At 27.5% G+C, this 18313-nt stretch carries 16 protein-coding genes and 1 pseudogene; all 17 read right to left on the bottom strand.

The genetic code is table 11. The annotated features are described in order from the left end of the window. Positions 1–115: 115 nt before the first annotated feature. The 17 genes and pseudogenes from IPM32_09010 to IPM32_08930 all read right to left on the bottom strand — a co-directional run bounded on the left by IPM32_09010 (position 116) and on the right by IPM32_08930 (position 18303). Complete coding sequence (locus tag IPM32_09010) at positions 116–1312, bottom strand: DUF2971 domain-containing protein (protein MBK8945394.1); 1197 nt, start codon at positions 1310–1312, stop codon at positions 116–118. 119 nt (positions 1313–1431) lie between these two features. Next, positions 1432–1593: a hypothetical protein gene (locus IPM32_09005; GenBank protein ID MBK8945393.1), complete on the bottom strand. Its 162-nt coding sequence runs from the start codon at positions 1591–1593 to the stop codon at positions 1432–1434. After that, positions 1590–2996, bottom strand: a complete 1407-nt coding sequence (locus IPM32_09000; protein ID MBK8945392.1) for a hypothetical protein — start codon at positions 2994–2996, stop codon at positions 1590–1592. The genes IPM32_09005 and IPM32_09000 overlap by 4 nt, the downstream gene beginning before the upstream one ends. A 112-nt stretch (positions 2997–3108) precedes the next feature. Then, a complete protein-coding gene (locus IPM32_08995; GenBank protein MBK8945391.1) occupies positions 3109–3261 on the bottom strand; it encodes a hypothetical protein in 153 nt (50 codons plus the stop codon). Between the two features lie 462 nt (positions 3262–3723). Continuing rightward, complete coding sequence (locus tag IPM32_08990; protein ID MBK8945390.1) at positions 3724–3969, bottom strand: hypothetical protein; 246 nt, start codon at positions 3967–3969, stop codon at positions 3724–3726. 260 nt (positions 3970–4229) lie between these two features. Beyond that, positions 4230–5303, bottom strand: coding sequence for a toll/interleukin-1 receptor domain-containing protein (locus tag IPM32_08985; protein MBK8945389.1), 1074 nt, complete (start codon positions 5301–5303; stop codon positions 4230–4232). Between the two features lie 221 nt (positions 5304–5524). Continuing rightward, positions 5525–6016 (bottom strand): TIR domain-containing protein, encoded by a 492-nt coding sequence (locus IPM32_08980; GenBank protein MBK8945388.1) that lies wholly within the window; start codon positions 6014–6016, stop codon positions 5525–5527. A 12-nt stretch (positions 6017–6028) separates the two neighbouring features. After that, positions 6029–7453: an SIR2 family protein gene (locus IPM32_08975; GenBank protein MBK8945387.1), complete on the bottom strand. Its 1425-nt coding sequence runs from the start codon at positions 7451–7453 to the stop codon at positions 6029–6031. A 315-nt stretch (positions 7454–7768) separates the two neighbouring features. Continuing rightward, positions 7769–10522: an HD domain-containing protein gene (locus tag IPM32_08970; GenBank protein ID MBK8945386.1), complete on the bottom strand. Its 2754-nt coding sequence runs from the start codon at positions 10520–10522 to the stop codon at positions 7769–7771. Between the two features lie 156 nt (positions 10523–10678). Then, on the bottom strand, positions 10679–11170 hold the full coding sequence (locus tag IPM32_08965; protein MBK8945385.1) for a polysaccharide deacetylase family protein: 492 nt from the start codon (positions 11168–11170) through the stop codon (positions 10679–10681). Between the two features lie 435 nt (positions 11171–11605). Continuing rightward, a pseudogene (locus IPM32_08960) lies at positions 11606–12846 on the bottom strand (IS256 family transposase). Positions 12847–13317: 471 nt separating this feature from the next. Beyond that, a complete protein-coding gene (locus IPM32_08955; protein MBK8945384.1) occupies positions 13318–13881 on the bottom strand; it encodes a hypothetical protein in 564 nt (187 codons plus the stop codon). A 704-nt stretch (positions 13882–14585) separates the two neighbouring features. Next, positions 14586–14861: a helix-turn-helix domain-containing protein gene (locus tag IPM32_08950; GenBank protein MBK8945383.1), complete on the bottom strand. Its 276-nt coding sequence runs from the start codon at positions 14859–14861 to the stop codon at positions 14586–14588. Positions 14862–14914: 53 nt separating this feature from the next. Continuing rightward, positions 14915–15904, bottom strand: coding sequence for a hypothetical protein (locus IPM32_08945; GenBank protein MBK8945382.1), 990 nt, complete (start codon positions 15902–15904; stop codon positions 14915–14917). Positions 15905–15957: 53 nt separating this feature from the next. Further along, positions 15958–16521, bottom strand: a complete 564-nt coding sequence (locus IPM32_08940; protein MBK8945381.1) for a hypothetical protein — start codon at positions 16519–16521, stop codon at positions 15958–15960. Continuing rightward, positions 16514–17242: an ATP-binding protein gene (locus IPM32_08935; GenBank protein MBK8945380.1), complete on the bottom strand. Its 729-nt coding sequence runs from the start codon at positions 17240–17242 to the stop codon at positions 16514–16516. The genes IPM32_08940 and IPM32_08935 overlap by 8 nt, the downstream gene beginning before the upstream one ends. Positions 17243–17352: 110 nt before the next feature. Further along, entirely contained in the window at positions 17353–18303 is a 951-nt protein-coding gene (locus IPM32_08930; GenBank protein ID MBK8945379.1) for a DUF87 domain-containing protein, read from the bottom strand. Positions 18304–18313 lie beyond the last annotated feature (10 nt).

The following is an 18313-nucleotide window of genomic DNA, read 5'->3' as shown; positions in this document are numbered from 1 at the left end:
TCCAATTTTAATTTGATTTGAATTTTAACTCATCACCAAATCTCTATAAACAGCTAAGTGACTTGCAGAACTTTTTAGAGATTGTAATACGCTTTTTATTTTGTTGTTGTAATATTTAATATTGTTTAAAAGGATTGCTCCTCTTTTTTTCTTCTTTTTCCCATTCTCGTAAATATGAGCTTTCTTCTCCTAATAAAAATCTTTTCCCATCCATTTTAAGTTGTATAGTTTCAATATTTAACTCTTTCCCAATTTCAAATATCATATCTGCTGTATAGCGATCCATTTTACATCCAAGATAAATTCTATGTATATATGGAAAGGGAATTTTATTATCAAAATGATCGGCAATTTCTTCATCAATTATTATCCTCCATTCCTTTTCATAACTCCAATTTGTTGATTTTATGATAAAGGTTTTTAACAATATCTTATTTAAATCAATATTGTTTATCAATTTCCCATTATCATCTATTTTTAATTTTTTAAGTTTTGTAACATGAACGTTTACTCTATTTGATGTATAAATTATTGGAAACAATCCGGCTATAATGGCAGCTTTCAATTTCTCATCAATATATTCATTTTTATTTAAATAATAATCTGACTCAGATTTTGTAAATGAAGTAAATTCTTTTAGAGGGGTTAGATCATATTCAATACAAAATCCCTTATGGTTATCAGCATAATGAGACCACATTTGAAGATTTTTTTTAAAATTTTCTAATCGATTAAATTCTGAAAAGCATGCTACTCTGATTTCTGATTTTCTAAGTAGATTCATTTTATTTTCGATATCTAATTTCAACTTTCTAATTAATGAATGAATCTTACGCCTAAAATCATAATTCTTTTCATTTAGGATTTTATAAATTACACTATCATAATTTTCGTAATTTGTCCACAAATAATCATAATCAACAATTTTCGAGTTTAAAATCCTATTCTTTTCAACTTCTGTAAATCCATCTTTAATTTTAGTTTTATCAATAAGTCCATTTTCTTTAAAAAATTCTAAAATTATATTCTTTTCATAAGCAATACTATCATAACCGGTTTTACAATCAAAAGGATCATTAAAATAATATGGATTTGAAAGCCAAAGGCATTTTTTCTGTATATCTAAAATATTTTCTGATGTAGGACAATAATATTTACAAAGACTTTTAGGAATATAATTTGATTTTTCATTCAGTTTATTTGTATCATTTAAGAGTGATTTTGTGAAATCAGTATTCACATTTTGATTAAGTACTTCATCTATGAATTTCTTTTGCCATTTCTTTTTATTTTTGTTATTGGTGTATTTCATTTTTTATCAAGCAATTTCATTTAATATTAAGAATATAATGTCATCAAGAAATACAAATACATATGACATATAGTGAAATTAACAAGCTTGTTCCCCATTTTCTTGTATAAAGAAATCTTCTATTTTGCATCTTGCATCAACTGTAAATTATTTTTCCAAAGCTCAAAATACAATTGATTTACCAACATTATTTTCACCATTAAAAAAGTCGCTTCACTGAAAATAAAATTGGCTTTTTTAATTCTACGTAAACCTTCTATTTCAAATTTCACATATTTCATGAATATTTACCCCAATCCCTTGGAACTATCCAATTCGTTTTCCATGTAACATAATCACCGGGTTCAAAACTTTCATCTAATATTTCCAGATCTATTAATTGAGTTGGTAATATTGCAAGATTATGTTTACCATCAGGACTATTTAAGTCAAGTACATGATATCTATTTATTCCGTCTTTATATCTTTTACTTGGTCCAAAATCAAATGGAACACAAATTCGTTGAATAATTCCTTTTTCGTTAGAATTCATTTTAATGGATACTAATTTTAAATTATGAATTGCTTCAATAAATAAATCTTCAAATGATTTCATTTGAGCCTCATAAATATGGTTTAAAAGTTCATTTTCTAATTCTTCAGTAATTATATCTAATTTATTTAGTCTCTCTTCAACATCATTTTTTCTATTTTTTGATTTTAAAATTTTATTGTTCTGTTCAATAATTTTTTTTATCTCGATTTTATTTTCATTAAAGACATTATCAATTTCTTCATCAGCTACAAAGCAGTATTTCATCATTTCAACTAATTTTACATCATATGTTGCCATTATAAAAAAGTGTCCATGATTTTTGGTGCATTGTTCTCGCATGTATGATAAAATTGTTGTGTCCCATGTTGCATTTCGTAAATTTTTAAGCAACTTCTCCTTATTATTAATAAATATACTTTTCATGATATTTTCTTCATTAAGAATCGAATGCATAACAATAATGATTGGTATGTTCATTGAGATATATTCATCATAAATCCACGTCCGGAATCGTTTTATTCTAACTTGAATGCTTAGATTTCTATCTCTGAGTAAGGATGCAGCTTTTAAAAAATAAGGATAGGTTTGTTTGTATAATCTTAATTGCTTATTATAATTTTCTTTTCGCAAAAATTCTGATATTTGCTTTGTTTTTTGTTTCGCTTTCTTAAATTCATTTACGGGTATTTTCTTTATTTCCCCAAATAATAATTTTAATATAATATCAAGAGATAAATTATCTAAGACTCTAATTTTTTTAAGATCATCAATTGCAGAAATAAATTTATTATTACCCCCCTCATATAGTGAAATGTTATAATCAATGAGTGAATTTGTAAACATCGCATAAGATAAAACCATGAGAAAGAATCTGTCGACATTATCTTGAGCACACCTATTATTAAAAATATTCCTCGCTGCAATTAATAGATTTCTATCAAGTACTATTGTAGTGTTGAAATTAAAATCTTCAAATCTGTTTGGACTAAATAATTCATCATAATCAATTAGTTTTAAAGTGTTGTTATCAAATGTAAGTCCAAGTAATTTTTGTTCATTTTTTAAATAGTGTAAAAGGCTTGCTAATTCGGAAGAACTCTTGATTATTCTTTTGTCATTAATATCAATTATGGATAAATGATTTTTCACAACTATTTTTTTTGAATTATTTATTCTTTCCGTTATTTCCGAACATTAATTGAAGTTTAAGATAAACCATAATGCCTGATAATAAGAATACCCCAGCATCAATTTCATAAATTTAACTCATCACCAAATCTCTATAAACAGCTAAATGACTTGCCGAACTTCTTAGAGATTTTAACACGCTTTTTATTTGATTGCTATAATTTTTGAAATCTCCGGAAAGGATTGTATAAATTTTTTCACATTCTTCTGAATTTGAAGGGAGCATGATTTTCTGTTCCTTTACTTCCAAATTATTATAAAAGAATTTGAATAGCTTTAATTGGAAACTACTATTAAAACTAGCTACAAGTTCATAAATCCTGTAAAATATACTTCATATGCAATAAACAAATTACTGTACTTATATTTTTATTTTTAAGTTTAAGAAAACATTTTTAGAATCAAATTTAATTGAAGGCTAACTTGTAATATCTTTGTTAAAACTGAATTGTAAAACACCTTGAAAGTTTTTTCGTTTACATTGCATGTGTACGATAATTAATTATATTTTTTGACAATCAATTTACTAATTTATTCTTCGTATCCACATATGAGGGGAAGTTTAATAATATCAATCAAATTTGAAAATTTATAAATAAACAATAAATAATAACTATATACTAAAGTATATTTTGAAGAACATCGCATTAAATGAAGAAACATAAAACATTTCATTATTTGTTAAAGATTATCCATTTGTGCAGGTAAGTTCTCTATTAATATTCATCATAACGAACTGAATATCAATACTATTGAAAAATGGACACCACTCATCTGGTGCCATAAAATTAAACACACTCCCTATATTCCAAACTAAACAAACAATACCTCTTAAACCAGCCTCTGAAGCACATAATTGTAGTGCATTTAAGTTTTCATTTTGTTCGTGTTGTGAAAGTTGTCCAAATGAAGATTTAAGTGGGACAATAATCATGTCTTGCCCTTGTTCATGTAAATGAGCAATTTTAAATTTTTCATATGATTGATTTCTTAACTTTTTAGGATAATAAAGTGAGTTAAAAGATTGTGCTTATGAATCGATATTCTAAAATAATTTTGATTAAATTTATCATAATTATTTACCTCTGTGGTAGTACAGTTATTATTTTTCTATGAAAACATTGTGCAAACAACCTAACTATAACTGAGTGAATTAATTTGGCCGTCTTTAACGATGTATAGTCTTTATTGTAGTTATAAAACTCTTTTATTTTTTACACTTGTTGCTATTCTTTTTAGTTCTTCAGTTTTAAAGCCCTTTCTAAAATCAACCCATAAATAATTATTTAGGTAAGGTGGAATTTTTACATCTTTAGGTGCTTTTGGTAAAAATACAGGAATTATTGTTTTCTCTTTTTTCACAGCATCATGAATAGCAATCTCCAACTCTTTTTTTTCCCAAGGACCAATTCCTGATTTTCCAATTGCAATTAATACTGAGTTACAAGTTATCACTCTTTTTGATAATTCGTCTAAAACATTAGATCCAGGTATCATATGTTTTTTATCGATCCATATATTTATTCCAAATTCTTCTAATCTTTCTTGAAATATTATAGCATCTGTTTCATCACTTGAGGGATAAGCCAAGAATGAATGAAAAGTAGGTAAAGATAAACTTGAATCATCTCCGAATATATTAATTTGTTGTTCTTCAATAAGATTAATTTCATGGCTTGATTTAATACCTTCGTCATTTAGTTCTTTTAAAGTTGCCCCGGAGAGGTTGTAATTATTCAATAAAGTCTTCTTAAAGTCTATTGTAGGAATGCAGGTAAGAACAACTCTAAATTTACGATTTTTTTCAGGTACATCATTATGGACAGAAAGTACAATTGTGTGCAAAAATGATCTTATGTTAGAAAGTGAATTTTGAGAAAACTGATATACTATTCTTTTAACACTTGGAATAATTTTAATTTCAGATGGATTATAGGGTTGGTATTTATCTTCATCGGTATGTTTAACTAGAGCTATCTCCTTTGGAATATAAGGATTCCAAATCATCATCCTTTTTTTATCATATTCATATTTTGGTATTCTAAGACGACACATAACATTTTTAAGTTTAGTCATAGACTCAGCCCTATTATCCGCAGGAAAACTGAATGCAATTGTATATAAATATACTTTAAACTTTTCAGCGTCGTAGTTGTTTAGTTGTTTAACATAATTGCTAACATTTGTTTCTAAAGCATTAAAATTAATTGAAGGGCTTTTAGGTTCTGGTAGTATTTCTATTCCAAAATAATCTTTAATTTTTGTCATTTAATCTCCTACTATTTTAATTTACTTTAATATGTATATAGAAAAGAACTCACACAATTAAAAAATAGTTTTAAAAGGTTACTATTTGGATTTAGTATAAAATAATCCTCTTTTCTAATTTGACCTAAATGTAATTTTTAACCATAGTAATATGGAATGATGATCTTGTTTTAATTTAGGTTGTATTGCAGTGGACATGTAGTTTTTTTAGTTTTGTCGCTTTAATATTTATTTCGAATTTCAATTGCTTTTTCAATCCAATCTGAAATATTTTCCTTTATATTGTCATAGACGTATGTACTAGTTGAGTAAGGCGGATCATAAACTTTTATCTTGTCACTTAGAGTTGTTCCGTCTATCGAAATTCCAATAAAAGGATTATTTCCTTTTTTAGCTTGTTCACCCAAAGAGTTCTTTAAATTGTGAATATGAATTCCTAGAACACCTTTTCCATCTTTCCAAGCTTTCTTAATTTCATAATTTATCCATTTTCGCCCTGCCGTATTTTCCCCTATTAAAACAATTGTACATTTTCTACCGTACATATTATCATCAATCCATTTCTGAATAGCTTCGTCACCACCATCTGTGACTTCCTCCCATTTGTTGTCTGAAGCAGGTTTGTTTCCTTCAATTGCACCAATGTTTCTAACTTGTGAGGTACGCCAGTTATCTGGTTTATAGTGAAAACTAAAAAAAACTTTTCGAGCCATTTTTTCCTCCTATTAATTAAGATAATCCTTCGAAATATTTGTAATTATTTTTAGAACAGTTTTAATTATTAAATTAGAATCTTTTGAGTTTTTTAAAACATCTAGGTAATCCTTTAAATAATCATATTTATCAATGTTTTTACTAATTTCATAAAATATTTTCTTGGCAGTATAACCTGTTGAACCTATTGGTATGATAGATAAGTCGAGTTCTTTAGCAATTTGATATTCACGGTATACACCCTTTGCTTGAATAACTTTTTTCTTGTTAAATTTATTGCCAAATAGAAAAATTGCTATCCCACTTTTTGAAATCATATCATGTCTATATTTTTCCCACAATTCGTGTAGAGTAATTTTTCCAGATTTAAATTGTGGAAAGGGTCGAAGTTCTAAATAATTACTAGAATTTTTGTATTTTGATTCAAAAATTGCTTCAAGTGCTCCATTTATTATTGTTCCCCCAACACCAATACCAAAACCAGAAACAATTTTGTAATCTTTTTCAACAAGCGATTTTGATAAGTCATGCATAAATGTATTAGCTTTTATTTCCGACCATGAGCCATATTTTACAGCACTTCCAGAAATAAAGACCTTATTAAGATTAAATAGTTTTTCTATGTCTATTAAAATATCTTCAATCTCTTCAAATTCATCCACTAAAACAGCTGAAATTGAATAACGCTTTAAATCATCAATTTTTAATTTTTGTTTTGTCATTGCATATAAGTATTTTTCTTTGTCTATGAAATCAATTTCTTTCAATTTTCTAAAAATTGCATAATGCTCTCTAGCGCTTTCACCTAATAAAATTCTTATTCTACTTAAAATATAATCCAAATTGGGGTCGTCAAAACTAAATCCAATAAATAAAAATGTTTTCGATATTAAATCACCTTGTAATGTAGTTGTAAATAGTTGTCTGGTCAAATTGTAAGATTCATAATCATCTTTCGTGATAACAGCTTCTGTTGGATGCTCGACATCTCCGTGCATTTTATAAATTATTACATCACGTTTGGGTACATTTATGGATAGATTATCTTTTGTGATTTTTACATCAATCCTTTTATTTGAATTTGTTAAAGCTTTTTCAATAATTTTATCATAGTTAGTTGTCCAATAATATTTAATTGGCAACCTTGCTAATATTTCATGATTTTTTGATAATTCAAATTCTTTCGTAAACTTCGATATAATTTCTTGATTTAAATTTGCACGATTACCTTTTTCGTTCCTATGATATTGAGCAATAGCAACTAAATCATTTTCCTTTTCAATATCCAGTCCTAACTCTTCTGTGATTTCCCTAAGTAATTCTTTCCAATTTACATAACCTGAAGGCATTGATAATCCAGCACCAGCAAAAATTGCCGCATTATCATCTCTCAAAGCTTTAACATATTTTTTTTTAAAGGATTTTATTGAATCCATATTTACTCCAAGTATCTAATGTAACATAACGGATTGATACATCCTAAAGGGATGCCTTTGTCATAACTTGCTGCCTAGCACTTAAAATTTACAAAATAACTTTTGTTAATATTACCTTAACAATTTATCATTCCGTCCTCACGAATTTGGAAATCTACTTTAGCAAAAAACTGTAACTTACTTTTTTATTTAATTGTAATTTACTTCTACCAATTTATATTGAATTTGTTGAGACAAAACTTATGCAATACTATGTTGATTTTACAAATCTTTGCATTAAGAATGACGAAAAGATCAATTAGTAATTTATACTTTTTAATCCTCCCCAATATATTTTCCGTTTTTGCTTCTTCTTCTTCTTTCGGCAAGTGGAAACCAAGGAATATCTTCATCCAAATTTCCTTTGCACCAAAGAGCAGTTATTGTCATAGTTGGGACATTATATGGGAATAATACCATAGCTTCCGCAGCAGAATAACCTAATTTACATCGATCGATTTTATCTTTATTTTTCCCTTCATTTCTAAGAAGTTTTTCTCCTATTTCTTCCAAATAGACACGTAATTCCTTTTTCTTTTCGTGATTGAAATCAGAATTTGATCCAGTAAACAATCTATCCTCATCTTTTAAAATCGTATTTATCGAAAAATGTATTTTATCTTCATCGAAACCGAAAAATTTATTTAAATGTTTTTTTATTTGTTTATCGCTTTTATTTTTGCCAACTATATATACAAAATAAATATCCATTTCTTTTATTCTCTTTTTTGCTCTTTCAGTTGTAAGTGGGTTTATATGTGCCTCATTTAATATTAATTCAATATCTATTTTGTCCTTTTCATTTAAAAGTTCACCAATAATATTAATTAGTTGTAATCCAGAATTTACGTTATCATCAAATATTAATAGACAATCAGAGTTATTTATCAATGCATCATCAATTTTACTAGGCTCATCCAGACTGTAACTTTCAATGCTTTCCCGAAGATGATATACTAACCTATTTCCACTATCAGCAACACCTCCTAAAAATGCAAATCCAATTTTTTTACCAGAACCAATTTTTTCAAGAACTTTATCTAATTCAATTTTTAATAAACTTTCATTATAAACTTTAAGATGTTGTAAAAAATCCAAGCATGCTCTTTGTAATTCTTGTGGAAATTGATTTACAAAAGTTAAAATTCTATTAAGTGTAATACGTTCATCATTTAACGACTTAAAACTCGCTAGGTTTTCATATATTTGCTTAATTTTGGTGGATGCATCTGCCTTTTGAAGATAATCGGAAACCCCCTTTAATTGGGGATATTTTTTATAATACTCTTTATCTGTTAGTTCATTTTTAATTTCTTTGGTCTGTTTAAAAATGCGGTTAGATATAATATTTTCTTGATTAAAAACTTTATTAATTGAATTAAAGATAATTTTTTCTGAAGCAATTGCTACAATATGCGCAATTTCTTTTGGGGAAAATACATAAGCTAGTGCTCTATTTTCTTGGAAATAAACAACAATTTTATCAATGGGAATGGTCCATCTTATTGGCATTAAAGGTGGATTTTCAAAATAAATTGATTCTTGCCCTTGCTGAATATTAATTAGTCTCGGCAAATCAATTATTATGGTATTTATTAATTCAAAATTATTTTCAAAATTTAATGAACGAAATATTTCAATACATTCAATTTTTATTTTTTCAAGTAGTTCATGTGTATTGAATTGGTTGAAAAAGTTATCAATTTCTGGTTTAGAAATATTTGAGATATTTATATCAGCATACCCTTCTGAAAAATTATTAAGTGGACCAAAAGCATATGCTCTTAATAGTAATTCTCTATTTGTAATTTTGTTAAAACCTGAAAGATCAATATTACTAATTTGATGATCAGCAAATAAGTCAGGTTCAATACTAATTACTGAATCAATTAGTTGTGGAAATCTTACTAACGATTCAGGCAGTAAAAGCCAATTATGTGCTAATTTAAAATTATCAATTTTTGTAAGTTGATTTAAATAACTCTCTAATTGACATTCTGCAGCTCTGACTTTTTGGTGCAAATAAATTTTTACATGTAATGCTAGTCTTGCTATACAAAATTCTTCAAATGCAAATTGTCCACCTTTTGAAAATCCTAAAATTTTATATTTTGAGTTTTCTTCATAAAGAGAATTTAAATACTCAAGTTGTTTTGGAATTTCATTTGATTCTAGTTCATAAACCTGAATCTTACTTAATATTCTATCCAAATCAATTTCTAAACGAATGCCGGAATAGTGCTGCTCTCTTGTCATATAATCAATTTTATCAACGTCAAGCCCACTACTTAATAATTGTGATAAAAACACACTACTACTATCTTCAATAATCGGTAGACCAAGGATAAATCTACCGCTCCATTCTAAAATCTGTTTTAACTGTTTATGTGTATATAGTTGAGTTTTTGTTAAAAAATCCAAAAAGTTATTACTCCCAATGAGGACTATCGCAAATAATTCAGCGAATGGAATTAATTTTTCTTTTTGAAAATGAGCAGTAAATATTTCGCTAATTTTTTTAGAATTTGGATAATTCTCATCTGGAGACAAATTATTAACAATTCTTTCACTGCAATGACTAAATAAAGTATGTCCTAAATCATGTAATAAAGCAGCCAATCTGATTGATGTTTCGTATTTTTTAATAATTTTATCAATTGTATCATCTTCATATACTCTGTAATTATTTTCTTTAAGCTTATTTAATATTTGATTTAACCTTCCTAAAACACCTAAAGAATGTTCAAATCTTGAATAGCCCAAAGATGGAAAGATAAGATATGCTAGACCTAATTGTTTGATGTATCTTAACCTTTGAAAAAGTGGCGTATCCATTATAGCAACTTCAATAGCTGTCAAATGGATATAACCAAGTAAAGGATCCGAAATTATTTTTGATTTAATATTCTCGTTATCCTCTAAATACTTATAGTTTAAATGTTTATCTATAAATTCAAAAACTCCTTTATAAAATGGTAATAATATTTCATCATGTGGTAACCATGATTGAACAAATTTTGTAACATTCATAAAATTTGTGTGCCGATTTATTTATTAATTTAAAAAATAGGCATAAAGGTATTGCAAATAACGTGCTATTTAATTTATTCTTAATGCCATATATAATAGAGTACTATGTGTAATTCATACAAAAAAAAACAATCGTATAAGTTTATTTTACATGCTTTATACATAAGCAATAAAATTAAATTGCTTTTCTTGATCTCTAATTTTTGCAATTAAATTTGAAACATTATCAACAGTGGTTTTATGTATATCATGCATTAAAATTATACTATCTTCTCGTAGCTTAACTTGATTGATTGCATCATTAACCCAATTTATACTTCTATTTTTCCAATCAAGAGTATCAATATTCCATAGTACACTAAAATATCCGAGTTCATGAATAATTTTATTTACACGCATGTCAGCCGCACCGTATGGTGGTCTAATTAATTTGGGAATTGTTAAATAATTTCCAACTAATTCTTCTGCTCTTAAGATTTCTGATTTTATTTCCATGTCAGATAACTTTTTTAAATTTTTATGCGAATAAGTATGATTCCCAATTACATGTCCTTCATCAAAAGCTCTTTTTACTATATCAAAATTTTTACCAGATTCAATATTTTGTCCCACAATAAAAAATAAGGCTTTGATATTTTCCTTTTTAATAAATTTAGAAGTTTTGGTGTATTGATAGGATGAGGTCCATCATCAAAACTTAAAACAATCTCTCCGAGTCCCTTTGAACTACCATAGTTAATTTTCATTGTATTACCTCATTTTTTTTTGAAATAAAAATGTCAATATTTGTCTCTGTACTATTTCCTTAACTTTGCTTCTATTTTAGACTTACGTTTAAGATTGATTTAACTTTTTAATATTTATTAACTTACAATCTCATTATAACTTGTAGCTTCGCCATGTAAATTACATTATTGTTGTTCAAAACAATTAAATATATGGTGTTAATTAGAATAAGGATATTTATCTTATCGTCTATGGAAATGAAAATAAATAAATTAATTTTAAATAAAATCAGTAGTAATACTGAGTTTTGATTTTTTGAATTTGTAAAATAATTTGTGTAAATGGGATTTTAAGTTACTAATACTCATCAAATCTTTCCTTAAAATAATCAGAAAAATTAGAAAGAATAAGAGTCCAGTTTTGGATGGGTAGTGTCCATTTTTTAGATAAATCTCTATAAGCTAAGTATAACATTTTTTTAAGAGCATCGACATTTGGAAAAAGAGCTCTATTTTTTGTTACTTTTCTGAACTGCCGGTGCACAGTTACAACCGCATTTGTAGTATAAATTACAGTTTCAATTTCTTGTGGATATTTGAAAAAAGTAGATATATTATTCTGGTTGTTTTTCCAAGACCTAATAACAAGGGAGTATTTGTTAGCCCAATTATTTTCTAAGATATCAAGATTTAACAAAGCAGCTTCTTCAGTTGGAGCTTTGTAAACTTCTTTAAGTTCTAACATAAAATGTTTTTGATCTTTAGATGCAACATACTTTAGAGTATTTCTTACTTGCCTGCTGCAAGCAGGTTTGGTGAATAACACATAACTGGATTTCAGCTTTTGGGAAAACAGAATTTATGGCTTCGGGAAAACCTTTCAAGCCGTCAATCGAAGCAATGAAAATATCTTCAACCCCACGATTCTTAAGTTCTGTTAAAACACTTCACCAGAAGTTAGCTCCTTCTGCTTCTCCAACCCATAAACCAAGTAAATCCTAATGTCCTTCAATATCAACTGCTAAACAAGTGTATGCTGCCTTTGATATTACTTTCTTTGATTCATCTCTTACTTTGTAATGAATTGCATCAAAGAAAACAATAGGGTAAATTTTCTCAAGTGGTCTGCTCTGCCATTGTTCTGCGAGCACAACAATTTTATCAGTAATATTTGAAACCAAAGTAGGACTAATATCGATTCCATAAAGCTCAATTATATGTGATTGTATATCTCGAGTTGTCATTCCTTATTCATACATGGAAATAATTTTATTTTCAATTGGTCCAATTGTTTTCTCATACTTTTTAACAATTATTGGATCAAATTCACCATTGCGATCTCTTGGAACAGAAATCTCAATTTCACCATCCGTTAGCTAACGGATCGTTTTTGAGAGATTTATGAATTTTGCCATTTCTGTAATTACCGTTGTTTTTACCAGTTGGTGAATATTTTTTATAAACTAAGTGTTCGGTTAATTCACTTTCTAACATTTGTTCTAAAGACTGTGCAATAAGTTTTTTTATTACTCCATCTTTGCACATCAGATCATCATAAGTTTTGGTTTTAGACAGATCATCTTTAAGTCGCTCGATCATTTTTTCGGTGAGCCTGTCTGCGGTAGGCAGGTTCCATTGTGTAATCTCCTTTCGGATTATGATAATAAATTAGTAATAATTTTCAATCAATTAAGTGCTGTTTCGCGGAGTTTATCCCGCTGAGTAGAGTGGCATTTAATTAAACTTCTTTATTAACCATTTACACAAATCTTTTTATACTACTGCAGAATGTTTTAGGTAGTAGTAATTTGTAAGAATATTATTATTAGCCAATGTCCAAGTTATAATATATTAATAACTTGATCATATTTCCAGAGGGAAGTGTGCAATGACATAAACCCCCACCTTTAACGTTTGGTAATAATCTTATTTCGGAATTATCTGGAGCGAGGTAATCATATTTTTCTGGTATTTTTTAGTCTCAAATTTCATTGTGACTCCGTAAAATATTTTAATTTCGTTAAATTCTAATAAAATAGATTTAGAAAAAGGTGTAAGCAACTTTTGTCCTCAATTAAAAATATTAATAAATGTTTGACCATATTTTTGAATTAAACTCCTAAATTCCTCTACTATTATTTGCATTACAAATCCGTCATTCCAGACTTCAGGATTTTGAGTTATTCTATCTTTCCATATTCTAAATGCTCTAGAAATATCTTCATTGGAGAAATTTGACATATCAAGAATTAGTTGTGCTGATTTATTATTGTTCAATAAAAAAGGTAATGTCCAAGCAACCAAGATAGGACCTTCAACACTATTTCTATTAATACTAGATGCAATTACTTGTGCTCTAGCAAAATCATAATTACTAATATATTCTTCACAATTATTATTTTTCGATGTTAAATCTTTTGAATCTTTTATCAACCAGAATGTCACCATAAATTTTGAGATGTCATATTCAGAATATTCATTCATATCAATGATCTCTGAAAAGAATGAATTACAGATTATGGAGTATCTTTCTTTTTCAGAATCAATAGGACGATGTGTAAATAAAAGGTATCCATAAGCGCCAAACCCTTCTTGAGGATCTTCATCTGATTTTAGAAAATCTCTAACTGGCAAGTAAACCGATCCCCCACAACTATAAAGAAAAAGGATAAAAAATTGCAAAACGATCAGTCTATTTTTTATTGACATTTTTATTCCCAGTTGATTTGAATTTAAATAATAAATGTAGAGCTTTAAAAAAAAGAGTTACAAAACTTAAGGTGATTAAAAATACAACTGCAACAGCACCTGCATTAAGTGGTTGTAATAGATATACAATAATGAGGGTAAGTATTAAACTTGTAAATGTAATTCCACTCAGAGCTTTCATTTAAGTACTACTCCCACAAAATTAAGATATGTAACTTTGGATAAGGTGGTTTGTGGTAAAGACAATGTACTAGTGTAAAAGGATCTGGAGTATGAATCTCTATACGGTTCTAGAAATCTTATCCGATTGAATTATACAAAAAATTAGTTATTTAATCAAATTATTTTTAAATATTTTTAATTATAATTTTAAATAAGTTATAAAGTATTAATTATCACTCATTATAAGTATATAAGTATAATATAAATCCAGATCTTTTTTCAAAAAGAAATTATCAAAATTTATAATAGTTGGTCATGCTTAATAATATATTGTAAAAAAAAGTTGTTGGTTGAGTTTAGCATTTTTATGAGAAGCACTTGAAGTATTATAATATTTTTTGTGAATTTGATAAAATACTTAGGTATTATCCAAAAAAATTGCCACTAAGTTAAATAAATTTTTTACTTCAAAATTTTTGATAATTAGATTTTTTTAAGGTATCTATTATTTCCTTTCTACAAAAGAAAATTCTCTTCCCTAATCGTTTATATGGTATTTTGTTTTGAGCTTTCCATTTGTTCAATGTTGATGGATGGATTCCTAAAAATTCGCATGTTTCTTTAAAATTCAGTATCTCTTTTTGCTGGTCTTCATTATCTTTTTTCTTGATTACTTCTAAAATTGCTTGTTTTATGATAGCATAAAGTTGATCGATTTCTATTAAAACAAATTTATTTTCCATTTTCAATTTAAGTTATTGATTTTCAAAATTATTTTACATGTAATTAAATTTTATCATTTATTTATTTTGCATTTTGAATCGCAGAAACATTTTATTATTGGTACTTCACATCCATAACCTTTGTAATCTTTTGAAAATGCCCATTTGACTTGTTCTATTATTTCTTTCTTTGTGATTATTCTTTTTCCATTTATTGGTTTATTTCTTTGCTTCCATGAATTTAGTATTTCTATTATTTGTTCCTTTGAAGTTCCTATTCTTTTGAGGTTTATTGCCAATCTGAAACAAGCGATTCTTTGATCATATGTAACTCCATCTCGTAATATTTTCTTCGCACAAATTGGTAATCCGAATTTTGAATTTACATATTTACTTTTAACTGATCCTTTTGCTTTACTCTCTTCTTTTATATCATTGTTAGATATTATTGAGTCTAATAATTGTTCTGTGTTTATTTTGATTGAGTTTAGAAATTCCCATTGATCTTGGAAAGGTTTTAAGGAATAGTTTGGTTCAATAAAAAATGTTTTATTCTTTGAAATTTGTTTTCCAAATAATGGTGCATTAATAAAATTTCCAAATGATCCGCTATCTGTGATTGAATCTTGTTTTGGAAAAACTTCTGTATTTATTGAATTAATTTCTTTTAGAATAAATTTTATAACTTGCCTTACTTTTTTAGCATTTACTCCATCCTTAGGAAAGAACAACCAAACATGATATCCTTTTGATTTGCTTTTTTCCAGATATGCAAATAATCCATAGTGTTCCGCTTTTTTAATGAACTCGATAGGTGGTCTTGGATCGAGATTATCAAAGTCTGCAACTGCAACAGAAGTTTTTTCACCAATAAGTGGGTAGAATCCATATGGTTGTTTTCCCTTCAGATGGTTTTCGATTACCTTTTCTGTAACTTTCCCTTTGATCTGCCAGTGTTTTCCACTTTGTGTACTGTATGTACCATATACACTTTCTAATCCATGGAAGAGTGAAAAGAATAATCTTATTTTTTCTTTGTCCGATAATTTTTTGTTATCAATCATTTTAATCAATTGTTTTATTGATTTGTGGTTACTATTTCTAAATCGTTTCACTGTTAAAACGATTTAGGCTTCAACAATGATTTTATGGATTGATTTGTTTCAAGTTGTTGTTGAATTATTTCTTTTAGATATAATGCTTTTTGAATGTTAGTTAGGCTATTTGGTTCTGAAGAAATTTGTGAAGTTTTATTTATTTGTTCTACAATTATAAGTTTAGATTCCCAGTTAGTTTGTTCTATTTTTGTTGTGTAAATCCATTGTAAATATTTTTCTTTTTCTTCTTTTTTGAGTGATTCTGATGTTGTTTCGAGTATTAGAAATATCCCTTCTTTTTTGTAATTATTTATGTCAAAGATTGCTCTTTCATAACCTAGCGAACCATCTAGCGAATAATATTGGTTTAAGAACCATACTAAATCCGAGTATTGACTATTCGTTGTTAAAATTATTTTATTCTTCTTTAATTTCCGGATTAAGAAATAAATTATTCTTTTTAGTTTCCTTTGTGAATTTACTTGCTCAGTTATTGAATAAACTTGGTTGAATATTTCATCGATTGGTTTATCAATTTTTTGTTTAATTAAATCTTCATCCAGAAGTTGTAGTATTTCAGTCAAATTCATCATATTCAAATTTAAAGTCTGATTTATCTAATTCTAATTCTTCATTTATTTTGATTGGTTCTATGTCTATTCCGAATCTCTTTAATCTTTCATTGACAATTTTCTTAACTGTACTTATTGGTTTGTAATATTTTTCAATGGATTTTTTGATTATTTCATTTTTAAAATTTTCGTCAAGTATTTGTTTTGGTTTATTAGTCTCGAATTTTATTATTTGTGTTCCGATTCTTGAGAATGCTTCACCAGTCTTTAACGTTAGGATATCTTTTACTTCTACTTTTGATTGTAAATTGTTTGTGAGGTTTTTTGCATCAAATAAATCTACATTAAATATTATGGATGAACCCATACTTAATAACGCATCTCTTTGATCCGTATTGAATTGATTGAGAAATTGATGTGCAAAAGTTAGATTTATTCCAAATTTACGAGCATCGGTTATCATGTCTTCCAATGTATCCGGTGTGAATTTATGGGCTTCATCGCAATAAATACTAAATGGATTTCTGTTATTCATATCTATATTATTTCTTGAAATTGAATAATTATGTAAAGTTGACAGCAAATATGATCCTAATATCTTTCTTGTATCCGGTCCTACATTTGATAGATCAAGCAGTAATATTTTATTTTGTTTAATTATCTCGTTAAAATTTATTTGGTTGTCTGGTTGTGAGAGCATTAATGAAACTGATTCATCTGAGTTTAACAGCATACTTAATTTGTGGTGTGATGGTGCAAAATCGTCCCGTTTATAACTTGGAAAATCTTTTTGCCAAAATCGCTTTGCTACCTCATTTTCAACTGCATTTTTAATTATGTCGGTTAATATTCTTTTTCTCTGCTCATGTTTCTTGATTGTTCAAATATTATAAGAAGATCAAATAATGTTGAATCTTCTATGTGCAGTAATCCGTTAAATCCGTTTCTTAACAGATGTTCAAGTCTATGTCCCCACATATTGGTTTTAATTATACTTTTAAATGAAGCAAGTAAATCGTCTGCTGTTCTGCCGATACTTTGATTATTTATTCTCTTTAGGGGATTCCAAATGGGGATAAATTCTGTATTTCCGAAGTCGATATAAATTGTTGATTCGATTTTATTTTCCGGAATAAGAGATAATATTCTCTGTATTGTATCGCCGTGCGGATCAATTAGTGCAATTCCAATATTGTTGTCAATATCTTGCAGTATTAGATTTTCCATTAGTGTGCTTTTTCCACTTCCGGATCTGCCGATTATATGTATTCCGGTTTTTCTTATTTGATCTGTTATTCTTACCGGAATTTCTTTATTTGAGTATTTGCTGTAACCAATTATTATTCCTTCTTCTTGTTCTTTTTCTATTGGTATTGTTTCAATATTTGCCAAATAATCCATATAAATGTTTTTATCTGTGAAATGACTGATTGCTGGAATATGTACCAAGCCGGATAGTTCTGAAGAGTTTAATAGAAATCCGGAGCGATATGTCAAATTATTTTCAATCATATCTATAATTTGTTTGTTATCAATTTTTTCTAAATATTCATTTTGTGTTATGTAGTTGAGTTTGTTTCCTCCGTGTTGAAATAAATTCATAAAAGATGTTAATCCGCTTAAATTAAAATTATCATATTCTGTTGTTACTCCAACTCTGATTGAAACTGAAAAGAATGGTTTGTCATTATGCGCTTTTGTTTCTATATCACGAGCCATATTTCTAATGTCGCCCGAAGGTAACTGCTGCTTAATACGTTGATATGATCTAGGATCATTTATTGTCTTGCTCATGAATTCCAGA

Source organism: Ignavibacteriota bacterium (genome assembly GCA_016716225.1).
Taxonomy (GTDB): Bacteria; Bacteroidota; Ignavibacteria; order Ignavibacteriales; family Melioribacteraceae.
This window is presented reverse-complemented; position numbering and strand designations above follow the sequence as displayed.

Bases quoted from the DNA above. Each gene is read 5' to 3' on its own strand.
- IPM32_09010 (MBK8945394.1), bottom strand. From the start codon at position 1,312: ATGAAATACACCAATAACAAAAATAAAAAGAAATGGCAAAAGAAATTC.
- IPM32_09005 (MBK8945393.1), bottom strand. From the start codon at position 1,593: ATGAAATATGTGAAATTTGAAATAGAAGGTTTACGTAGAATTAAAAAA.
- IPM32_08995 (MBK8945391.1), bottom strand. From the start codon at position 3,261: ATGCTCCCTTCAAATTCAGAAGAATGTGAAAAAATTTATACAATCCTT.
- IPM32_08990 (MBK8945390.1), bottom strand. From the start codon at position 3,969: ATGATTATTGTCCCACTTAAATCTTCATTTGGACAACTTTCACAACAC.
- IPM32_08985 (MBK8945389.1), bottom strand. From the start codon at position 5,303: ATGACAAAAATTAAAGATTATTTTGGAATAGAAATACTACCAGAACCT.
- IPM32_08980 (MBK8945388.1), bottom strand. From the start codon at position 6,016: ATGGCTCGAAAAGTTTTTTTTAGTTTTCACTATAAACCAGATAACTGG.
- IPM32_08975 (MBK8945387.1), bottom strand. From the start codon at position 7,453: ATGGATTCAATAAAATCCTTTAAAAAAAAATATGTTAAAGCTTTGAGA.
- IPM32_08970 (MBK8945386.1), bottom strand. From the start codon at position 10,522: ATGAATGTTACAAAATTTGTTCAATCATGGTTACCACATGATGAAATA.
- IPM32_08950 (MBK8945383.1), bottom strand. From the start codon at position 14,861: ATGGAAAATAAATTTGTTTTAATAGAAATCGATCAACTTTATGCTATC.
- IPM32_08945 (MBK8945382.1), bottom strand. From the start codon at position 15,904: ATGATTGATAACAAAAAATTATCGGACAAAGAAAAAATAAGATTATTC.
- IPM32_08935 (MBK8945380.1), bottom strand. From the start codon at position 17,242: ATGCTGTTAAACTCAGATGAATCAGTTTCATTAATGCTCTCACAACCA.
- IPM32_08930 (MBK8945379.1), bottom strand. From the start codon at position 18,303: ATGAGCAAGACAATAAATGATCCTAGATCATATCAACGTATTAAGCAG.